At 65.3% G+C, this 19,401-nt stretch carries 19 protein-coding genes; 13 read left to right on the top strand and 6 right to left on the bottom strand.

The window, feature by feature from the left end; translation table 11 throughout:
- Window positions 1-97: 97 nt before the first annotated feature.
- Window positions 98-1,438, bottom strand: coding sequence for a metallophosphoesterase (locus N0B15_RS12570; RefSeq protein ID WP_263020054.1), 1,341 nt, complete (start codon window positions 1,436-1,438; stop codon window positions 98-100).
- A gap of 116 nt (window positions 1,439-1,554) precedes the next feature.
- Between N0B15_RS12570 and mgsA the strand changes: the two genes are divergently transcribed.
- Both mgsA and N0B15_RS12560 read left to right on the top strand, forming a co-directional pair.
- Complete coding sequence (gene mgsA, locus N0B15_RS12565) at window positions 1,555-1,929, top strand: methylglyoxal synthase (RefSeq protein ID WP_263020053.1); 375 nt, start codon at window positions 1,555-1,557, stop codon at window positions 1,927-1,929.
- A 134-nt stretch (window positions 1,930-2,063) separates the two neighbouring features.
- Complete coding sequence (locus tag N0B15_RS12560) at window positions 2,064-2,192, top strand: hypothetical protein (RefSeq protein ID WP_263020052.1); 129 nt, start codon at window positions 2,064-2,066, stop codon at window positions 2,190-2,192.
- A gap of 53 nt (window positions 2,193-2,245) precedes the next feature.
- On the opposite strand, the gene N0B15_RS12555 is transcribed toward N0B15_RS12560, so the two are convergent.
- Both N0B15_RS12555 and N0B15_RS12550 read right to left on the bottom strand, forming a co-directional pair.
- Window positions 2,246-4,579, bottom strand: coding sequence for an amino acid permease (locus tag N0B15_RS12555; protein ID WP_263020051.1), 2,334 nt, complete (start codon window positions 4,577-4,579; stop codon window positions 2,246-2,248).
- A gap of 124 nt (window positions 4,580-4,703) precedes the next feature.
- Complete coding sequence (locus tag N0B15_RS12550; protein WP_263020050.1) at window positions 4,704-5,129, bottom strand: universal stress protein; 426 nt, start codon at window positions 5,127-5,129, stop codon at window positions 4,704-4,706.
- A 366-nt stretch (window positions 5,130-5,495) separates the two neighbouring features.
- Between N0B15_RS12550 and N0B15_RS12545 the strand changes: the two genes are divergently transcribed.
- The 6 genes from N0B15_RS12545 (at window position 5,496) to N0B15_RS12520 (ending at window position 13,295) form a co-directional block, all read left to right on the top strand.
- On the top strand, window positions 5,496-7,031 hold the full coding sequence (locus N0B15_RS12545; RefSeq protein ID WP_263020049.1) for a TrkH family potassium uptake protein: 1,536 nt from the start codon (window positions 5,496-5,498) through the stop codon (window positions 7,029-7,031).
- A 113-nt stretch (window positions 7,032-7,144) separates the two neighbouring features.
- Window positions 7,145-8,878: a cation:proton antiporter gene (locus N0B15_RS12540; RefSeq protein ID WP_263020048.1), complete on the top strand. Its 1,734-nt coding sequence runs from the start codon at window positions 7,145-7,147 to the stop codon at window positions 8,876-8,878.
- Window positions 8,871-10,556, top strand: a complete 1,686-nt coding sequence (locus tag N0B15_RS12535; protein ID WP_263020047.1) for a cation:proton antiporter — start codon at window positions 8,871-8,873, stop codon at window positions 10,554-10,556. Before N0B15_RS12540 ends, N0B15_RS12535 begins: the two co-directional genes overlap by 8 nt.
- A gap of 97 nt (window positions 10,557-10,653) precedes the next feature.
- Window positions 10,654-11,148, top strand: a complete 495-nt coding sequence (locus N0B15_RS12530) for a cation:proton antiporter regulatory subunit (protein WP_263020046.1) — start codon at window positions 10,654-10,656, stop codon at window positions 11,146-11,148.
- A gap of 35 nt (window positions 11,149-11,183) precedes the next feature.
- Window positions 11,184-12,518 carry a cation:proton antiporter gene (locus N0B15_RS12525; protein ID WP_263020045.1) on the top strand — a complete coding sequence of 445 codons (1,335 nt, stop codon included), beginning with the start codon at window positions 11,184-11,186 and terminating at the stop codon, window positions 12,516-12,518.
- Window positions 12,519-12,629: 111 nt separating this feature from the next.
- A complete protein-coding gene (locus N0B15_RS12520; protein ID WP_263020044.1) occupies window positions 12,630-13,295 on the top strand; it encodes an HAD family hydrolase in 666 nt (221 codons plus the stop codon).
- Here the strand turns inward: N0B15_RS12520 and N0B15_RS12515 are convergent.
- Both N0B15_RS12515 and N0B15_RS12510 read right to left on the bottom strand, forming a co-directional pair.
- Window positions 13,275-13,661, bottom strand: coding sequence for a DUF7993 family protein (locus N0B15_RS12515; protein ID WP_263020043.1), 387 nt, complete (start codon window positions 13,659-13,661; stop codon window positions 13,275-13,277). The two genes, N0B15_RS12520 and N0B15_RS12515, sit on opposite strands and share 21 nt — an antisense overlap.
- Before the next feature lie 49 nt (window positions 13,662-13,710).
- Complete coding sequence (locus N0B15_RS12510) at window positions 13,711-14,163, bottom strand: DUF2240 family protein (protein WP_263020042.1); 453 nt, start codon at window positions 14,161-14,163, stop codon at window positions 13,711-13,713.
- 118 nt (window positions 14,164-14,281) lie between these two features.
- Between N0B15_RS12510 and N0B15_RS12505 the strand changes: the two genes are divergently transcribed.
- Window positions 14,282-14,653, top strand: a complete 372-nt coding sequence (locus N0B15_RS12505) for a 30S ribosomal protein S8e (protein WP_263020041.1) — start codon at window positions 14,282-14,284, stop codon at window positions 14,651-14,653.
- 149 nt (window positions 14,654-14,802) lie between these two features.
- Window positions 14,803-15,246: a GNAT family N-acetyltransferase gene (locus N0B15_RS12500; protein WP_263020040.1), complete on the top strand. Its 444-nt coding sequence runs from the start codon at window positions 14,803-14,805 to the stop codon at window positions 15,244-15,246.
- A 38-nt stretch (window positions 15,247-15,284) separates the two neighbouring features.
- On the opposite strand, the gene N0B15_RS12495 is transcribed toward N0B15_RS12500, so the two are convergent.
- Window positions 15,285-16,280 (bottom strand): phosphate signaling complex PhoU family protein, encoded by a 996-nt coding sequence (locus tag N0B15_RS12495; protein ID WP_263020039.1) that lies wholly within the window; start codon window positions 16,278-16,280, stop codon window positions 15,285-15,287.
- A 210-nt stretch (window positions 16,281-16,490) separates the two neighbouring features.
- Here N0B15_RS12495 and N0B15_RS12490 point away from each other — a divergent pair, with 210 nt between their 5' ends.
- From N0B15_RS12490 to pstA, 3 genes are read left to right on the top strand one after another with little or no spacing between them, the layout of a single operon-like run.
- Window positions 16,491-17,528, top strand: a complete 1,038-nt coding sequence (locus tag N0B15_RS12490) for a PstS family phosphate ABC transporter substrate-binding protein (RefSeq protein WP_263020038.1) — start codon at window positions 16,491-16,493, stop codon at window positions 17,526-17,528.
- A 56-nt stretch (window positions 17,529-17,584) separates the two neighbouring features.
- A complete protein-coding gene (gene pstC / locus N0B15_RS12485) occupies window positions 17,585-18,457 on the top strand; it encodes a phosphate ABC transporter permease subunit PstC (protein WP_263020129.1) in 873 nt (290 codons plus the stop codon).
- Entirely contained in the window at window positions 18,454-19,368 is a 915-nt protein-coding gene (pstA, locus tag N0B15_RS12480) for a phosphate ABC transporter permease PstA (RefSeq protein WP_263020037.1), read from the top strand. The genes pstC and pstA overlap by 4 nt, the downstream gene beginning before the upstream one ends.
- Window positions 19,369-19,401 lie beyond the last annotated feature (33 nt).

The raw sequence follows: 19,401 nt of genomic DNA, 5'->3' as shown, positions 1-19,401 counted from the left end.
TGGCGCGTCGATCAGGGAAAACGTTGCTATCGCGGCCGATCCGAGCGGCCATCAGGTCGGACACGAGGCGATCGGCGAGCGGGACCAACCGAATCGCTCAGGGCTGCAGTCGGCCCTCGTCGCTCGAGACGACGCCCGTCTCGGTGACCACGGTTCTGCCTGGCAACTCGGGTTCCGGGTCGCGGCCGAGGGTGAGCAGGCGTTCGGTGAACGTGAGTTCGTCCGGACTCGGAGACGGTTTCTGGATCGTCTCGTACTCGACGGCCACGCCGTCGGCGTCGGCGGCGATGCGGACGGCACACAGCTGGTACGACGGGAAGAACACCGGCGGGAGGACGCCGACGATGCCGTCGCGCCGGTGGAGGCGTTTCAGCCACGTGCCGGTGTTGACGAGCAGGCGGCCGTCGACCTCCCGGACCCCCGCCCGGTGGGTGTGGCCGTAACAGAAGACGGCCGTCTCCGGGTGCTCGGCGAAGCGTTCGCGGGCGGCCTCGGCGTACGGCTCTTCGGGGTCGACCGTCAGATCGGTCTCGAAGACGCCGAAGCGGTCGATGGTCTTCCTGACGTCACGTTTGACGAGGTAGAGCGGAATCCCAATGAGCACCAGCAGACCGGCGACTGCGACGTTGATCACGAGGAGGAACCAGACGGCCGTCCCCGCCAGGCCGAACCCCTCGAGAAACGCCTCCGTCTGTGCCAGCGGCAGCGAGATGACGCCGGTCAGGTCGAGCCCCGCGAGCACCGCGAGGAGGGCGCTGATGTTGAACAGCAACAGAAACGGGACGAGCGCGTGGCGCATGAACGGGTTCATCTCGCGGTAGAAGTACTTCGAGAGCAGCCAGATCGGCATCCGTTCGGTGGGGGTCACCGCCTGGACGTCCCTGAGCCAGTTGTACCGTCCACGTTCCGAGAGCCGTCCCGCACGGCTGGTGACCTGCGTGTTGTAGTAGTAGCCGAGCGGCGTCTCGGCGGGGTTACCCCAGTCGTCGATGCGGTTGTTCGGGTCGCGCTGGTGGCCGTGCTCGAAGTGAATCGTCCGCCCGCCGACCGGCCGGGTGATCGACGCCTCCTGGACGAGGTCGACGTTGTAGGCGGCGAAGCGCTCGACGTACTCGTCGTAGGCGGCCAGTTCGTGGTCGTGGTTGCCCGGCAGCAGGGTGATCGGCACGGACGCACCGGTCGCGCGCAGCTGCGCGAACAGGTCCGGGTAGGTCGCCTCGAGGTGGTCGAACTTCGCCAGTCCCTCGAGCGTGGTGAACTCCCAGAGACCGAACGCGTCGCCGTTGATCACGAGTTCGACGGACTCCTCGGTCCGCTCGAGGCGCTCGAGAAACGCGAGCAGTTCGTCGAGAAAGTCGACCTCCTCGAGCTGTTCGTCGCCGCCGATGTGGAGGTCGCTGATCACGTAGTAGACGGTGTCGTCGGCGTCCGCTGCCATCGTCCGTTCACTCGCGGTCCCGACTCAAAGGCGTTGGCACTGGCCGGACGGTCCCGTCATCCGACGCGTTCGGCGACAACGCCAGCGTTAACCTCGCGCTCGAGAACTCCCAGCACATGACACGACTCGCGCTCATCGCACACGACGAGAAGAAGGCCGACCTGATCGAGTTCGCGACGCGCCACGAGTCGACGCTCGAGCGCTTCGACCTCGTCGCGACCGGGACCACTGGCAGACGGCTGATGGAGGAGACGGGACTCGAGGTCGACCGCGCCGCGTCGGGACCGCTCGGGGGCGACCTGATGATCGGCGCGGAGGTCGCCGAGAACCGCCTCGCGGGCATCGTCTTCCTCCGCGACCCGCTGACCGCACAGCCACACGAACCGGACATCTCGGCGCTGTTGCGCATCTGTGACGTCCACGACACCCCGCTGGCGACGAACCTCGCTTCCGCGGAACACCTGATAAGTGGACTCGCCGAAGAGGTCTGACTCGAGCCAGCGACCACGTGACTCGAGCGGGGGTAGACGCCGCGGAGGGTGACTCGAGCCAGCGTGAGCGACAGGCGTCTCGAGTCGGCGACGCTCAGCGAAAGACATACCACGCGCGGCGGACAGGTCAGTGTATGAGACAGCACCTGTTCAGGTTCGAAGAGGAGAAACTCCCCCTCCCAGTGCTTCTGGCGACGGCCGCCCTGGTCGTCATCTTCGTCGTCGGCCTGCTCTACCGAGTCGGCGTCACCCTCCTGTTCTGAACCGGCGTGCGGTGGCGGCCGGAGGTTCTTCGATATCGGTGGCTCACCGTCCGTCAGTCGTCAGTGGTGTCTGACGTACGGACGCCGAACAGGCGCTCACGGATCGAGCGCCCCGTCGGCCGTTCGGCGACGAGGACGGAACACTCGACGTCTTCGATCACGTCGTGAGCGAGCGTCCCACGGACGAGTCGCGAGAGCAAACCGCGTTCGGTCGCGCCCATGATGAGCAGCGTGTGCTCGGCCGCGGCGTCGACGATGGCCCCCTCGATGTCGTCTCCGGTGTCGATCACCATCTCGGCGTCGCCCAGGCCGTGGTCGGCCGCCCACTCGCGTAAGAAGTACTCGGCGTCGGCGGCCGTCTTGTCACCGGCGGCGTGGAAGAGGGTGATCGTCGAACCGAGCTGGTCACGGAGGTTCCGTGCGAGTTCGGCACTCAGATCCGACCCGGTTCCGCCCGCGGTCGGGACCAGCACGCGCTCGGGCTCGAGTCCGCGGTCGTTGAACACGAGGAAGTCACACGGCAGGTCGTGGGTGAGTTCGTCGAGCGGGCGTTCTGCGCGGCCAGCCGTCCAGGCGCGGCCGGGACCCCAGCCCATGACGACCGTATCAGCGTGCTCGCGCCGGGCGACGTTGAATACCTCTTCGAACGCCCGGTGAGAGACGACCGTCTTCACGTCGACGGGGACGTCCATCGTATCAGCGTGTTCGCGAACGCGTTCCATCAGTTGCTGTGAGTCGGAGTCGATCTGTCGGAGGTGTGCAGACCCCTCCGAGAGCGGGGTCTGGTCCGGCACCTCGACGATGTGGACCGCGCGGACGACCCCGTCGTTGGCCTTGGCGACGACGCTCGCGAGCGAGAGCAAGTGCCCCTCGGTTCGTGGGTTCGACACCGGCACCAGGACGGTGTACTCGCCGTTTCCGGTCGGCTGGGCGGCGGTCGCCGCGGAGACGGCCGCGTCGGGCAGTTCGTCCGAACGCGAGAGGATGTACTCGCTCAGGACGCCGACGCGGTCAGTCTCGGTGCGGGCGTAGACGCCGTACCAGACGACGGCCGCGACGACGAACAGTAGGCTCAACGCGATCTCGACCCTCTCCATGAAGCCGATCAACCCGAGCGAGAGCACGATGCCGAGGATGGGTGTGATCGGATAGAACGGTACCCGGAAGTCGGGGTCGTACTCCGGGACGTCGGCCTCGCGGAAGACGATCAACGCCGCGTTGATCAGCGCGTAGACGACCAGGTGAAGAACGCTCGCGGCCTTCGCCAGCACCTCGAGATCACCACCGAGGACGACGATGAAGACGAGGATCAGCGCGCCGGTGACGGCGATCGACCGGTACGGCGTCGCGAAGCGGGGGTGAATCTCGTTGAGCCAGCCCGTGACGATCTTATCCCGGCCCATTGCGAAGTTGATCCGCGCGGAGGCGAGGATCGAGGCGTTGGCGCTCGAGGCGGTCGCGAGTAAGGCGGCGACCGTGATCGAGGTGACGCCGATCACGCCGAGGTTGTTCGCGAAGACGACGCTCGCCACGTCGGACATCGGCGTCTCGAGGTCGATCGCGTTGTACGGGATGATGCCGACCATCAGGCCGACGAGGATCGAGTAGATGACCATCACGATGGCGACGCTGCCGATGATGGCGATGGGGAGGTTCCGGCCGGGGTTCTTGAGTTCTTCGCCGATGGTCGCGATCTTGGCGTAGCCGAGATACGAGACGAAGACGAGCGCCGCCCCGGGCAGGATTTCGCCGTAGCCCAGCGGGGCGACCGAGCCGTCGACGACGACCGTCCCCCAGTCGAACGAGAAGAAGCCGACGAACGCGAAGATCGTGAGAATCGCGAGCAAGAGGGCGACGATGACCGTCTGGACACCGCCGGTCTCTTTCGCGCCGATGTAGTTGATGCCGACGAAGGCGATGCCGGCGAGCAACGCCCCGATCTGGATATCAGTGAGGACGAACGGTCCGATCACGATCGTCGGCAGGAGTTCGACGCTGCCGTAGAGCGGGATCGGCACCGTCACGCCCGAGAGGAGCGTCGCGAGGTAGCCACCGAAGCCGATACAGTAGAAGGCGCTCGCGAAGGCCAGCCCCATCCAGTCACCCATCCCGGATATCGACCCGAACAGCGGTCCGAGCGCCCGGTTGATGTAGTAGTACGCCCCGCCCGCTTTCGGCATCGCCGTCCCGAGTTCGCTCACCGAGAGCGCGTTGACCATCGCGATCGAGCCGCCGATGAGAAAGGAGATAACGACGACTGGTCCCGCCTCGGCCGCGGCGACCCCCGGGAGGACGAAGATCCCCGCCCCGACCATCGTCCCGATCCCGATGGCGAGCGCAGAGACCAGCCCGAGGTCCTTCGCGAGTTCTTCGTCGGTGTTCGCCATCAGCCCCCTCCCGTGGTAGCTGTCAGCCTGGGTCGATACGTTCGCTGTGTAGATCGTTGTGACTGTTGCGCGAGAACCCCGTTCATACTCGCTCGAAGAGTGACTCTCTTCTTAACTGGTTCGATTACTCCGCCCGGGGGAGCGAGACGGCAGGCACCGGCGGCTCGGTGATCAGCCGGGTCGAGACGTCACCGGCGAGCAGCCGGACGAGGCGACTGCCGCCGCGTGCGCGGAAGACGATCGCGTCGGCCTCCGCGTCGGCGACCGCCTCGAACAGCGTCTCGACGACGTCCGTGCCGTAGGCGGTCCAGGTGTCGAGTTCGATATCCTCCCGCCCGCCGAGACGCGAGGCGAAGCGCTCGAGACACGCCGCGGCGTCTTCCTGTCGTTTCTCGAGCGGTGCTTTGTCGATCCCGCCGCCAGCCTTCTCGATGACGTGGACGGCCGTGACGCGCTCTATATCGTCGATGTACGGCACGAGTGCGTCGCAGGTCGCGTCTGCGTCGTCCCCGGTCGCGACCGGGACGAGGACGTGCTGGAAGAGTACCATGACACTTCCGGATTTGGTGAGGGCAGTGAAATAGGTTCGTCTCGGAGCGGTCCCGACCAAACGGCGTGGCCCGACCGAGGCATGGTCATCCGGAATGCCGGAAATACCGCCCCGAATATTCCGGATTCGAGAATCTATGGAGTATATATTGCTCGAGGAGGAACTCACAGAGGTGTCCGATGGAGGCATCCGTAACGTGATCAGGAACGAGCGGTCGACGACGCACGTAGCGGCGAGGCGGTCTACGACGGTGTCCGTACGGCCCGGTCGGCGAAGCCAGTCACCGACGGCTGGAACACCATCAGCGAGCGACACGCCCCTGCCGACGTACCAGGGTGAGCGACACACGGCCACCGGGATAAGGTAATGCGACCGAACCTACGCGTCGACTGGCGGGCCGGGCTGAGCCTCGTCGGGACGATCCTCGCGTTCTTCTCACTGGCGTTCGTCGTCCCGATCGTCGTCGCACTGCTCTACCGGGAGGCTGATCTCTGGATCTTCGTCCTCACGATGGTTCTGACCGGGAGTGTCGGAGTCGGTCTCCGCCGCCTCGATCCCGAGCCGTCACCCGGGGCGCGGGAGGCGTTCTTCGTCGTCGCCCTCTCGTGGTTGCTCGTCGCGGTTTTCGGGGCGATCCCGTACGTCCTCGCCGGAAACGACACGGTCGCACACCCGGTGTACGCGCTGTTCGAGAGCATGAGCGGCTTTACGACGACGGGAGCGACGGTCCTCGAGGACATTTCTTTCGAGACACACTCCCGGTCGATCCTGATGTGGCGACAGTTGACCCAGTGGGTCGGCGGGATGGGGATCATCGTCCTCGCAGTCGCGATTCTCTCGCAACTGGCCGTCGGTGGCGCACAGTTGATGGAAGCCGAGACGCCGGGTCCGGGCGTCTCGAAACTCACGCCACACATCGCCGAGACCGCCCGCGTCCTCTGGATCGCGTACGTCGGTTTCACCCTGCTCTACATCGCCTTACTCTACGGGTTGCACCTCGCGGGCGTCGCCCCGAACATGGACGCCTACAACGCCATCGCCCACGGGTTCACGACGCTGCCGACGGGTGGCTTTTCGCCAGAAGCGCGCAGCATGGAGGCGTTCTCCCCGGCGGTGCAGTGGCTCGTCGTCCCGTTCATGTTCGTCGCCGGGGTGAACTTCGTGCTGTGGTGGCACCTCGTCTCCGGCGACCCGCGGGCGCTGGTGCGAGATCACGAGTTCCGGCTCTACCTCGGTACGGTCACGACGCTCACGCTCGTCTGCACGCTCGTGTTGTTCCTGGACACCGCCCTCGGGACGCCGGAGGTGGGACAGATCGGCGGGCGACTCGAGCCGTCGCTCCGTCACGCGGCCTTCCAGATCGTCTCGCTGACGAACTCGACCGGCTACGCCAGCGTCGACTTCGACACCTGGTCGGGTCCGGCCAAAGCGATTCTCCTGTTCGCGATGTTCGTCGGCGGGAGTACCGGGTCGACCGGCGGTGGGATCAAAGTGCTCCGGTGGCTGGTGATCCTCAAGTCGCTGCGCCGCGAGGTGTTCACGGCGGTCCACCCCGAAGCGGTGCGGCCGGTTCGCATGAACGGCCGAATTCTCGACGAGGAGGCGATCCGCGGCATCTACGCGTTCACGCTGCTGTACCTGGTTCTCTTTTTCGTCGGAATCGGTCTGCTCGCGCTCGACGCTGGCCGGGTCGGCTTCGACATCGGTCTGATCGACCTCGTCACCGCCTCGATAGCCACGCTCGGAAACATCGGGCCGGGATTCGGCGTGATCGGACCGATGGGCGGCTACGGCGAGTTCCCCGAGAGTTCGATCCTGCTGTTGATCCTCTACATGTGGATCGGGCGACTCGAGATCTTTCCCGTGCTGGTGTTGTTGACGAGGGCGTACTGGCGGTCCTGACCGAGGGACCACACCGGTTTCCAGTCCACACGGAACACGCAAGCCAGTGTGGGACACCACCGGTTTGATTATAGCATCCACTGAAGCGACCGGTAGAGCGGACCGGTGACTCGATGAGTCAGATTGCCCTCGCCGCCGACTTCGCGATCATCATCGTCGCAGCGACGGTGATCGGTCTCGTCGCGCGCCGGACGGGACAGCCGACGATCATCGCCTACATCCTCACGGGACTCCTGCTCGGGCCGGTGGTGCTCGATATCGTCACCGAAGACGTCCTCGTCGAGAACATGGCCGAACTCGGTCTCGGCTTTTTGCTGTTCCTACTCGGCATGAAGATGCGCTTCGACGACATCCGGGAGATTCTCCGTCCGATCGTCAACATCGCCGTCTGGCAGACGATCCTCCAGACGGCGCTGGCGCTGCTGGTCGCGTGGGCGCTCGGGTTCGACCCCACGGAGATCGTCATCATCGCACTCGCGACCGTCTTCGGAGCGACGCCGATCATCGTCAAGATCCTGACCGACAAAGACGAGATCACCGCCCTGCCCGGAAAGATCGACGTCGGGGTCCTCATCGTCCAGGACATCTACCTCGTCGTCGTCCTCGCACTCCTCGGTGCCGACTCGCTCGAGAACCCGACCCAGATCGCGACGACACTCGGAATCATCACCGTCATGATGACGTCGATCGGTCTGTTCTCGCTCGCCTCCTCCCGGTACCTCCTCCCCCAACTCTTCCATCGCATCGCCGACAACAAAGACGTGTTTCTCGTCGTCGCCATCGCCTGGGCGTTCCTCTTCATCGCCGTCTCCGAGGCGTTCGACCTCTCGCTCGAGGTCGGTGCATTCCTCGCCGGGGTCAGCATCGCTCAGCTCCCCTACAGCAAGGAACTCGAGGACAAGATCACGCCGATCACCGACATCTTCATCCTCGTCTTCTTCGCGAGCATCGGGCTGCAACTCGAGGCGGGCGACCTCTTCGCTCACTGGTGGGAAGCCATCGTCGCGTCGGTCGTCCTGATGGTGGGGAACTTCTGGATCATGTTCTACCTCATCGACCGCGAGGCGTTCAGCGTCGAGACCTCCTTTCTCGGCTCGATCAACATGGTGCAGGTGAGCGAGTTCTCGCTCGTCGTGGGCGTCCTCGCGGTGAACCAGGGCTACGTCGGCTCGAACGTCCTCGGCTATCTCAGCCTGATGGCGCTGCTGACGATGAGCGTCTCGACGTACATCATCAGCTACAACCACACGATCTACGCCCGAGTCAAACCCTGGTTCAGTCGCTTCGAGTCGGACGAGAAAGGCGACGCCGACCTCGAGACGCACGACGGTCACGCGGTCGCGATCGGTTACGACGAGATCACAGAGCGCGTGCTCCCGCTGCTCGAGTCGGCCTACGGCGACGTCGTCGTGATCGACCGCCGGACCGACCACGTCGAAGAACTCGAGGCAGAGGGCGAGTACGCGTACGTCTACGGCGACGTCCGCCACGGAGAGGTCAGGAAGGACGCGGCCCTCTCGAAGGCCGCGTTCGTCCTCAGCTCGAGCGTGCAACCGGAGGTCAACAGGGTCGTACTCGCCGAGGCCGCCGACGACGCGACGGTGTTCGTCGAGGCGAGGCGGATCGACGACGCACGTGACCTCTACGACCGAGGGGCAGACTACGTCATCATGAGCACCTACCTCACAGCGGCGAAGCTGAGCGAGTACCTGGAGCGATACGTCACCGACCGCGAGACCTTCGAGAAAGCGGTGGCACAGGACATCGAACTGATCGAGCGCCAGGCACGCCACCGCGAGCGCCTGCCGATCGACGACGAGCCAGAACCGGAGGTCGACGATGACTGACCTGATCACCACGCTCGCGATCGTCTTCGTGACGGCAGGCGCGCTGCTCGTCGTCGCGAACCACTTCTCGCTCTCGCCGGTGCCGTTCTACATCGTCGCCGGCCTGATCACCGGGGCGTTCGTCGACCAGCCCGAGATCGTCGACCTCGCGCAGTGGGGGATCGCGTTCCTCGTGTTCGTCTTCGGGTTTCGTGTCGACTTCGGTGCCGTCAGATCGGTGCTGAGAGACAGCGAGGCGGCAGCCGTCACACAGGTGGTGGTGGTGACGCCGGCGGCGTTCGGTATCGGTCTCCTCTTCGGGTTCGACCAGCTAAACGCACTCTACTTCGCTGTCGCCGCCGCCCTGAGTTCGACCATCGTCGGCGGCGGTCTCCTCGAGCGGGAGATCAGGGACAATCTCGTCCACGGCCGACTCGCCTCGTCGGTCCACTTCTTCGACGACCTGCTCGCGATCGCCATCGTGCTCGTCCTCTCGGCCGAGGCGTTCACGCCGACGCTCGTCACCTCGAAGATCGGCTACGGCGTCCTCTTTCTCGCGGCTGGCTTGCTCGTCTACCGTCACGGATTCCCGCTGCTCGTGCGACTGGCCGACGGCTCCGGCGAACTGGTGTTGATGGGCAGCATCTCGATCCTGATCGGCTTTCTCGCGGCCGCCGAACTCGCCGGCATCTCTATCGTCGTCGGCGCGTTCGCCGCTGGAATTGCGATCAGAAACGACAGCGCCGTCTCGCTCGAGGTACGAAACGGGATCGAGTCGATCCGGGACTTCTTCGTCGCCATCTTCTTCGTTACCGTCGGTGCGCTCGTCACCGTCCCGTCGCTCGAGGTGCTCGTCGTCGCCGCGACGCTCGTCTGCCTGGTCGTCCTCGTCAACCCGTTCGTGATCATGCTCTCGTTCCTGTACGAGGGATACGACGCACGAACGGCGTTCCTCGCGAGCACGAGTCTCAACCAGGTGAGTGAGTTCTCACTGGTCGTCGCGATTCAGGCCCTGTTACTCGGAACCATCACCGAAACCGTCTTCGAGGCCATCATCCTCGCCGCGGCGGTGACGATGATCCTCACCTCGTTCACGCGTCGACACGAAGAAACGATCTACCGGTCAGTCATCGAAGGCGCAGTCGCCGAGCGACAGCACCGACAACTCGCGGAGCGAAGCAGCGTCTCCGACCTCTCCGATCACGTCGTGATCGTCGGGTACGGCCGGCAGGGACGGATCATCGTCGAGCGCTTCGAACGGCTCGACTGTCCGTACGTCGTCGTCGAAAACGACCCCGTGCTGTGGGACAGCCTCCGTGAGGACTGTTCGAACTACGTCCTCGGCGACGCACTGTCACGCTCGACGTGGGACAGCGCGCGCGCCGAAGCGGCCGCACTGATCGTCTCGACGGTCGACCACGCCCCAGTCTCAGAAACCGTCCTCGAAGTCGCCGACGAGCGCGACCTCGAAGCTGACGTTATCCTCCGGGCAGGCGACTCGAGGGCCGCCCAGCGGCTGCTCGAGGCGGGCGCGACGTACGTCAGCGTTCCGAACGTCCTCGCAGGCGACCAACTGGCGTACATCGTCGAGGGGGTGCTCAGCGGCGAGACGGACGCAGCAACCGTGCGCTCGAACCACGTCGATCGCCTCGAGACGCTCGAGCGGTACGGGTTCGACACTGCAGTGCCCGACGACTGACGGGGGCTGAGCGGCGAGGCACAATCGGGACCGGACGAGACGCTGGTGGCCACCGAGTCTCACGCATTTTATTAGGGTGCCACTCGCTCGTCAGGGTATGACCATCTACGAGAGCGACCTTCCCGGTGTCGGGAAGAAATACGAGATCGAACTCGAGGACGGCGAGCGCCTCGTGATCGTCACGCACAACACGGGAAAACGCGAGTTGTTCCTGAAATCGGACGCCGGCGCCGACTCACAGAAGTTGTTCGAACTGCCGGATCGGCTGGCACGGACGGTCGGCACCATCCTCGAAGGGGCGTACTTTCAGCCCGTCCAGAGCAACCAGGTCGAGACGATGCTCTCCGACGAGACGTTCATCGAGTGGTACAACGTCGCCGACGACGCCGCGCTCGTCGGACAGAGCCTCGAAGAGGCGGACGTGAGACAGGCGACGGGCGTGTCGATCGTTGCGATTCAACGCGGAGGCGACGTGATCGCGCCACCGAAGCCGGAGACGACGATTCAGGCGAGCGACACGCTCGTCGTCGTCGGCGACCGCGACGACTGTACCGCGTTCGAATCGCTGCTCGGAGGCAACGGCCAGCGGTGATCGACCGATGGTAGCACAGATGGAGGTGACGAGCAGTGGCCGGTGAAACCGCACTGATAGACGTCGGTGTGCTCTTCGCCGTCGTCGCCCTCGCAGGATTGCTCGCGAACCGTATCGGCCAGTCGGTGATCCCGTTCTACATCGTCGCCGGAATGCTCGTCGGACCGCACGTCCTCGGTTCCCTCCCCGAGCGACTCGCCGCTGGCGTCACCGTCTTCGGGTACGAGGTCGTCCCACCAATCAGAGACGTCACCGTCTTCGGATACGACCTGATCGCGGGAGCGAGCGCCATCTCGCTCGTCGAAACCGACTTCATCCACCTCGGTGCCGAACTCGGTATCGTCTTCTTGCTCTTCTTCCTCGGTCTCGAGTTCAACATGGACCGCCTGCTCGCCGCGAAAGAGCGCATCGGGAAGGCGGGGACGGTCGACCTCGTCATCAACTTCGGAATCGGACTCGTCCTCGGCTACGCGCTGTTCGGGGCGTTCCTCCCGGCGTTTCTCGTCGCCGGCATCGTCTACATCTCCTCGAGTGCGATCATCACGAAGTCGCTGATCGACCTCGGCTGGATCGCGAACGACGAGGCGAATCCCATGCTCGGGACGCTCGTCTACGAGGACCTCTTCATCGCCATCTACCTGGTCGTCGCCTCGGTGTTCGTCCTCGGCGGTGGCGACCTCGGCGCGGCACTCGGCGACATCGGCATCGCGATGGGGTTCATCATCCTCCTCCTCCTGTTCGTCCACTTCGGCACCCAGTTCTTCCAGCGCAGCCTCGAGACCGACTCACACGAGTACTTCGTCCTCCGGGCGATCGGCATCACCGTCCTCGTCGCCGGGGCGGCACTCGCACTCGGCGTCAGCGAGGCGGTCGCGGCGTTCTTCGTCGGCATGGCCTTCTCCTCGACCGACCACGTCCACGAACTCGAGAAACTCCTGGAACCGGTCAGAGACACCTTCGCCGCCGTCTTCTTCTTCTGGATCGGGCTGGTTACCAACCCGGCGCTGTTCGCCGGTGTCGTCGGACTCATCGCCGCGGCCGTCCTCGTCACGACGCCGACGAAACTCGTCAGCGGCTATCTCGGCGGACGGATCTACCACCTCGACGAACGCCGCTCCGTCCGCGTCGGTCTCGGGATGGTCACTCGCGGCGAGTTCTCACTGATCATCGCGAGTATCGCCATCGCCGGAGCCGGGGCCGGACTCTCGACCGAAACGGCGAACGTCATCAACGCCTTCGCCGTCGGCTACGTCCTCTTCATGAGCATCCTCGGAACGACGCTCATGCAACACTCGAGTCGCATCGAGGCGATCGTCGTGCCACGGCTGCCGGGCGAACGCACGGGCGCAGCGCAGCCGAGCAACGATTGACGCCCCCGTCCGCAGGCTTCGGTCGAGAGACTGACCCACCAACCACAGAGCGTGGATTCGTCGCAATTCGAAACGGAAGCGGCTAAATCCCCTGGCTTCCTATACGCTTCCATGCCGACGCCACGGGCGGTCGTCTTCGACCTCGATTACACCCTGGCGGTTCCCGAGCAGGATCGGGAAACCATCCTCACCGAAGCCACGAAGCGAGCGGGCGCACCGCCGCTCTCGCGTGATGCCTATCTCGAGGCCCACCGGCGAAACCTCACGCGCGAGACGCGAGAACCGATCTTCGAGGACCTCCTCGCCGACCACGACACCGACGCCGAGCCGGCGGCCGTCGCACGGGCCTACCGTGAACGGATCGCCGAGACGCTCACCCCGCTGCCGGGCGTCGAGTCGATGCTCGACGACCTCCGAGGGCGCTACCGGGTCGGCCTCCTGACCAACGGTCCCGTCGTCGCCCAGCGCGATAAGATCGCCACCCTCGGCTGGGAGCGCGCCTTCGACGCCGCGCTCGTCACCGGCGAACTCGCCGCGGGCAAACCCGACCGACGCGCCTTCGAGGCCATCCTCCGCGAACTCGACGTCGCCCCTCGAGAGGCCATCTACGTCGGCGACGAGGTCGACGCCGACATCTACGGCGCGACCAACGCTGGACTGTACGCCGTGCAGGTCCTCCTCGAAGACGGCCCGGTTCCGAACCCGCGGGCGATGGCTCACGTCGAGCAGGCGACCATCGCGACCGATCTCCCGGCGTTACTCGCCGACTTCGAGTGAGCGCGCCACGCTCCCGAGCAGTCTCGCCGCGCGTTTGACCGCCGCGCCCGACTCGACGAGCAGCCGTGCCGACCCGTCGGCGTCGCTGACGGCACAGTCCATATCCGACCCACACTCGGCGACGAGCGACGCGTCGGCGTCGAACGTCAGCCTGGCTTCCGCCTCGCGGATCGAGACGCGAGCGAGGCGCTGACTCGAGTCGACCAGCGAAACGTCGTAGGCTCGCTTCCACTCCGCACCCGCCTCGACCTCCCGGTCGGCGTTGGTCACCGCGAGGTGGCAGAGACCGCTGTCCGCTCGCCCCTCGAGTTCGGAGGCCAGTAGCTGGGCGATCCGTTTCCCGTCCGTAGTCCGTGCGTCGACCATGGTGGCGCTTCGGTGTCGGAGACGCTGTACCTTCGGGTTCCGCGGCGGGTCAGTCGCCCTCGAGCAGCGCGCTCCGGGCGAGCGGGACCAGTTCCTCGACGTCGACACCCTCGCGGTGGGCGTAGACGACGGCGGCCGCTTCGATGGTGATCTCGAGGTCGCTCTGGAGGGCGTTGACCGCGCCGACGACCTCGTGTTTCTCCGCACCGGTGGCGACTAACGCGTCGAGGACGCGCTCGAACGCCGAGCGCCGTCGGAGGAGGTCCTCAGCGGGGACGAACTCCTCGGGAATCGTCACCGTCGACGGGTCGAACGCGAGCACGAGGTCGTGGCCCTCCCTCGAGAGGAGGTCCGCCTCGGTCGCGACGTCGACCAGGCGCTTCGACTGGTCGGGAGTGAACCAGCCACGCTCGAGCGAGAGCGAGACGACGAACTCGTTCTCTCGCAGTCTGCGAGTGCCGTTCTGGGCGAACGGGGCGGCGACGGCGACGCGGAGACTCATCGACGGCAGTTCCCCAGCAGGCCCGATAATCGTGACGGTTCGTCGGCCGTCGGTGGCCGGAGCGGGAGACCGACGGCGAAAAGGTGCATTAAAGTAGCAGCCGAGACTTTGCCCGGGTATGCAAGATCAGGGACGCTCTACGCGCAAGCGAACCGGTGGCCGACTCAAGCACTTCAGCAACCGGAAGAAACACCAGCTCGGACGCCACCCGACCGAGACCCAGGTCGGTGAGGGCCGCTTCCGGACCGTCAACGTACGCGGCAACGGCACGAAGACCCGCGCACTCGCGACCGACGTCGCCAGCGTCAACGACGGCGCTGAGACGGTCACCGCGACCATCACCGACGTCGTCGAGAACGACGCCAACCCCAACTACGTCCGCCGAAACATCATCACCAAAGGTGCCGTCATCGACACCGACGCGGGCCGCGCTCGCGTCACGTCCCGACCCGGCCAGACCGGCCACGTCAACGCGGTTCTCCTCGAGTAACTCTCGCCGTCGGTGAAACGATTCTCCAGCACCCACTCGCCGTAGCCACTGGTCCGTCGGCAGCACCAGTCTCGAGTCGGCCGCTCTCGAGTGTCGGCCGAACCGGAACACTGAATCGCCGTCGGTGACCGGTGTGAATACGAACCGAGATGGCCGAATGCAGACCGATTCGGGCGGACGAACTCGACGACCTCCTGGCGCTGTATCGGATGCTCAACCCGGACGACCCGGAACTCGAGCCGGCCCAGGTGTCCGATCTGTGGGACGAGATGCTGCGTGACGAGTCGCTCGAGATCGTCGTCGTCGAGCACGACGGGCGTCTCGTCTCCTCGTGCGTGCTCTCGATGACGGCGAACCTGACGAGAGGTGCCAGACCGTTCGCGGTGATCGAGAACGTAGTGACACACGAGGGGTACAGAGGAAACGGGTTCGGAACGCGATGTGTGCGAACGGCGACGACGATCGCAGCGCGTCGCGACTGTTACAAGATCATGTTGCTGACCGGCTCCGACGAGCGGTGGAAACACGAGTTCTACGAGGACTGTGGCTTCGACCGGGACGCGAAGACCGGGTTCGTCCTCGACCTGCGGTAGCTGGATGGCGGGCCAGCGACGGAGCGTTGGATCAGGAGCTATGGACGCGGTGCAGCCTTCTGGAGGGCGGTCTCGGCGATGTTGCCGCCGTAGTCGGCACTCCGCGAGAGCGAGTCGACGATGAGACCGAGCGACTGGGCCTGGATCGGGTCGAGGTCGCGCAGAATCTCGTCGATCGTGCGGGCGTGTTCGTCGATCGCGAGCACCTCTTCGCGGGCGGCGTGGCCGAGTTCGGTCGCCTCCGCGCTCTCGTCTGCGAACAGCGCGTCGAGTGACTTCTCGAGGACCTCGACGGCGTCGTCGTGGAGTTCGACGAGGGCGTCGGCGACGGGCTCGGGAATCTCCTCGAGTTTGAGCGCGAGCTGACTGATCTTGACGGCGTGGTCGGCGACGCGCTCGAGCTGGCGGGCGCTCGAGTGGTAGTCGAAACAGTCCTCGCGGGGGACGCCGAGTTCTTCGGCGGCGCGCGGCGAGCGCAGCGTCGCGCGAAAGATACGGGAAACGACGAGCCAGAGGCGGTCGACGTCGTCGTCGCGCTCGATGACGTCGTGGGCGATGTCGTCGTCGTTCTCGACGAGCGCGCGGACGGCGTCTTCGAGCATCGAGGAGGCGATCAGGCGCATCCGGGTGACGGCGTTTAGGATCGAGAGTTCCGAGGAGTCGAGGAGGTCCTGAATAACGACCTTGTCGGTCGTCTCCTCGAGCACCTCGACACCGACGAGACCCTGCGTGGCGCTGCGAATCGCGCGGCGCTGGTCGGTGGTGATGCGCCCGGCCTCGAGGCTGATGATGTCGAAGCCGCTGACGTACATCGTCATGACCGCGCGTGTGAGCCGTTCACCCTCGAGGTTCGTCACGTCGAGCGTGCCGCGCTGACGGCTGGTCTCGCTCTGTGGGGTCAGGAGCAGGGAGTCGTCGTCGGGGTAGAACTCGACGGTGGTGCCAGCGCTGACGTCGTTGGCCGTCGCCCAGGTCTTCGGCAGCGAGACCGTGTACGTCGACCCACCGGTCACCTGCACTTTGCGCGTCTCCATAGTGGGCGGGTTTCGGGCAGCCGACCATAAATGTACCCACATCTATAGACTCGAGTGGAATACGTCGGTAGCGGCCCTGTCGTACGTCGGTTTCGCGCGTCAATAGACGGTGAAAATACGCGAAAATAACCCAGACAATCGTTCCCACACATAGAACTATATAGAGAACATAGTAGCGTATTTAGACCGAGTGTCGCCTCTTCTCACACGATGGATGCAGAGCGCCGGACCGAAGGTGACGACGGGATCACGCGTCGACGCCTTCTGTGTGGGGCTGCTGGTGGGGCCCTCGCGGGCCTGGCAGGGTGCATCGTTCACGGCGAGGAGAGCGACATTTCCGGGACGGTTCACGTCGACGGGAGCAATACGGTGCTCCCGCACGCCGCGGCGGTCGCAGGCGAGTTCGGCTGGCGGAACAACCAGGTCGACGTACCGGTCCGGGGATCGGGCACCGGCGCGGGATTCCAGCAGTTTTGTATCGGGTCGACGGACGTACAGAACGCGAGCCGTCCGATCGACGAAGAGAACGAAGTCCCACTCTGTGAGGAACACGACGTCGAGTGGGTCAATATCGAGATCGCCCTCGACGGGATTGCCGTCTACAAGAATCCGGAGAACGACTGGTGTGACTGTCTGACCGTCGAGGAGTTGAACCGCATCTGGGACCCCGAGACGACGGTCGAGACCTGGAGCGACGTACGAGCGGAGTGGCCCGACGTCGAACTCGTCCGGTACGGGCGCGACCGTGCGTCGGGCACCTTCGACTACTTCACCGAGCAGATCAACGGCGCGGCGGGCGCGATGACGAGCGACTACAGCCCAAGCGCCGATACGAACGTCATCATCCGCGGCGTCGAAGGCAACCTCGGGGCGATCGGCTTCGGCGGCGCGAGCTACTACCACGAGAACCCGGACACCGTCGAACTCGTCGGCGTCGACGACGGAACCGGCTGCGTCCGGCCAACGACGGGGACCGTCGAAGGTGAATCGTACACGCCCCTGACGCGGCCACTGTTCGCCTACTTCAGGCGCGACTCACTGGCGCGTGAAGAGGTCAGAGCCTACGCCGAGTTTTACTTCGAAGCGATCGACGACCAGGCCCGCGAGGTCGACTTCGTCACTGACGGCGAAACGCTCGCCTGGACACAGTGGGGCGCTCGAGCCGTCGGCTTCTACGGCCTGCCCGACGACCGACTCGAGGAGAGTCGGGCGACACTCGAGGCGGCGCTCTCGGAGGTGTCTGAGTGAGCGCCGATCGGCCAGCGCTCGACATCACGTCGGGCGTCAGCGGCCGCCAGGCCACGATGGACAGGCTCACACGCTGGGTGTTTCTCTCGTGTGCGGCCGTCACCGTGCTGACGACGGCCGGGATCATCGTCGTCCTGGTCGCCGGGTCGCTCGACTTCTTCAGAGACGTCTCGATCCTCGAGTACGTCACCGGAACGACGTGGGACCCGACGGCCCCGCCGGAACAGCGGAGCTTCGGCGTCCTCCCGCTCGTCTGGGGGACGATGGTCGTCGTCGTCGGCTCGGCACTCGTCGCGATTCCGATCGGCACCCTGACGGCGATCTACCTCTCGGAGTACGCGAGCGAGCGGACACGCAAGACACTCAAGCCGACGCTCGAGGTGCTCGCGGGGATCCCGACGATCGTCTACGGCTTCTTCGCGCTCACCTTCCTCACGCCCCAGATCCAGCGCCTCTTCCCCGAGACGGGGACGTTCAACGCGCTGTCGGCGTCGATCGTCGTCGGGATCATGATCATCCCCATGGTCTCGAGTCTGAGCGAGGACGCGATGAGTTCGGTGCCCGACGACCTCCGGAACGCCGCCTACGGACTCGGCGCGACGAAGTTTACGGTGTCGACGAGCGTGGTCGTCCCGGCGGCGTTCTCGGGCATCGTCGCCTCGTACATCCTCGCGGTCTCGCGGGCCGTCGGTGAGACCATGATCGTCGCACTCGCGATGGGCAACCGCCCTCAGCTCACGTCGAACGTCCTCGACGAGATGCAGACGATGACCGCGTTCATGGTCGACGTCGCCCGGAGTGACGCCTCCGTCGGCTCACCGGGCTATCAGAGCCTCTTCGCCGTCGGACTCACGCTGTTCGCGATGACACTCGTGTTGAACTTCTTCAGTATGTGGATCAAAGCCCGGTACCGCGAGGAGTACCAATGAGCCGAGAGCGCGCACTCGAGAACCCCTTCGCCTCGGACGCGGAGAACATCGGCCGCACCCGGCTGATCGGCCGGCTCTTCGTCGGCGTCTGCTTCGCGTCGGCCATGGTCGGTCTCGTCGCACTCGCGACGCTGCTCGTCGACGTGTTCCTGCAGTCGCGGGGGTATCTCACGTGGGAGATGCTCTACTACCCACCGACACAGCTGCCCGAGAACTTCACCGGCGGCCACCGCGGTGCCGGTGCCTACCCGATGATCGTCGGCTCGATCTTCCTGATCGCGCTGACGGCCGTCTTCACCATCTTCCTCGGCGTCGGCGCGGCCATCTACCTCGAGGAGTACGCCCCCGACACACGGCTGACCGCGTTCATCGAGGCCAACGTCGACAACCTGGCGGCGGTCCCGTCGATCGTCTACGGACTGCTCGGCCTGGCGGTGTTCGTCCGCTGGATGAACCTGGGAGCGGTGTTGCTCGCTGGAGCACTGACGCTGACGCTGCTCATCCTCCCGATCGTGATCGTCTCGACCAAGGAGGCGATCCGGGCCGTCCCGAGTTCCCAGCGAAACGCCGCCTACGGGATCGGCGCGACCGAGTGGCAGGTCACCCGCGACGTGGTGTTGCCGAGTGCGCTGCCGGGTATCATGACGGGACTCATCCTCTCGCTGTCTCGAGCCATCGGCGAGACGGCTCCGCTCATCATGATCGGTGCCGCCGTGACGGTGTTGAATCCACCGAGCGGCCCCCTCAGCTCCTTCGGGGCGATGCCGATGCAGATCTACGAGTGGGCGAGTCGGCCACAGGACGAGTTCCACCAGGCCGCGGCGGCACTGATCGTCGTCCTCCTGGCGATCTTGCTGTTGATGAACCTGACGGCGATCCTCATCCGCAACAAGTACGACCGGCGTACCTGAGGGTTCCGTCAACCCCGTACGAACCGACGCACA

The organism is Natronobiforma cellulositropha, assembly GCF_025629245.1.
Lineage (GTDB): Archaea > Halobacteriota > Halobacteria > Halobacteriales > Natrialbaceae > Natronobiforma > Natronobiforma cellulositropha.
This window is presented reverse-complemented; position numbering and strand designations above follow the sequence as displayed.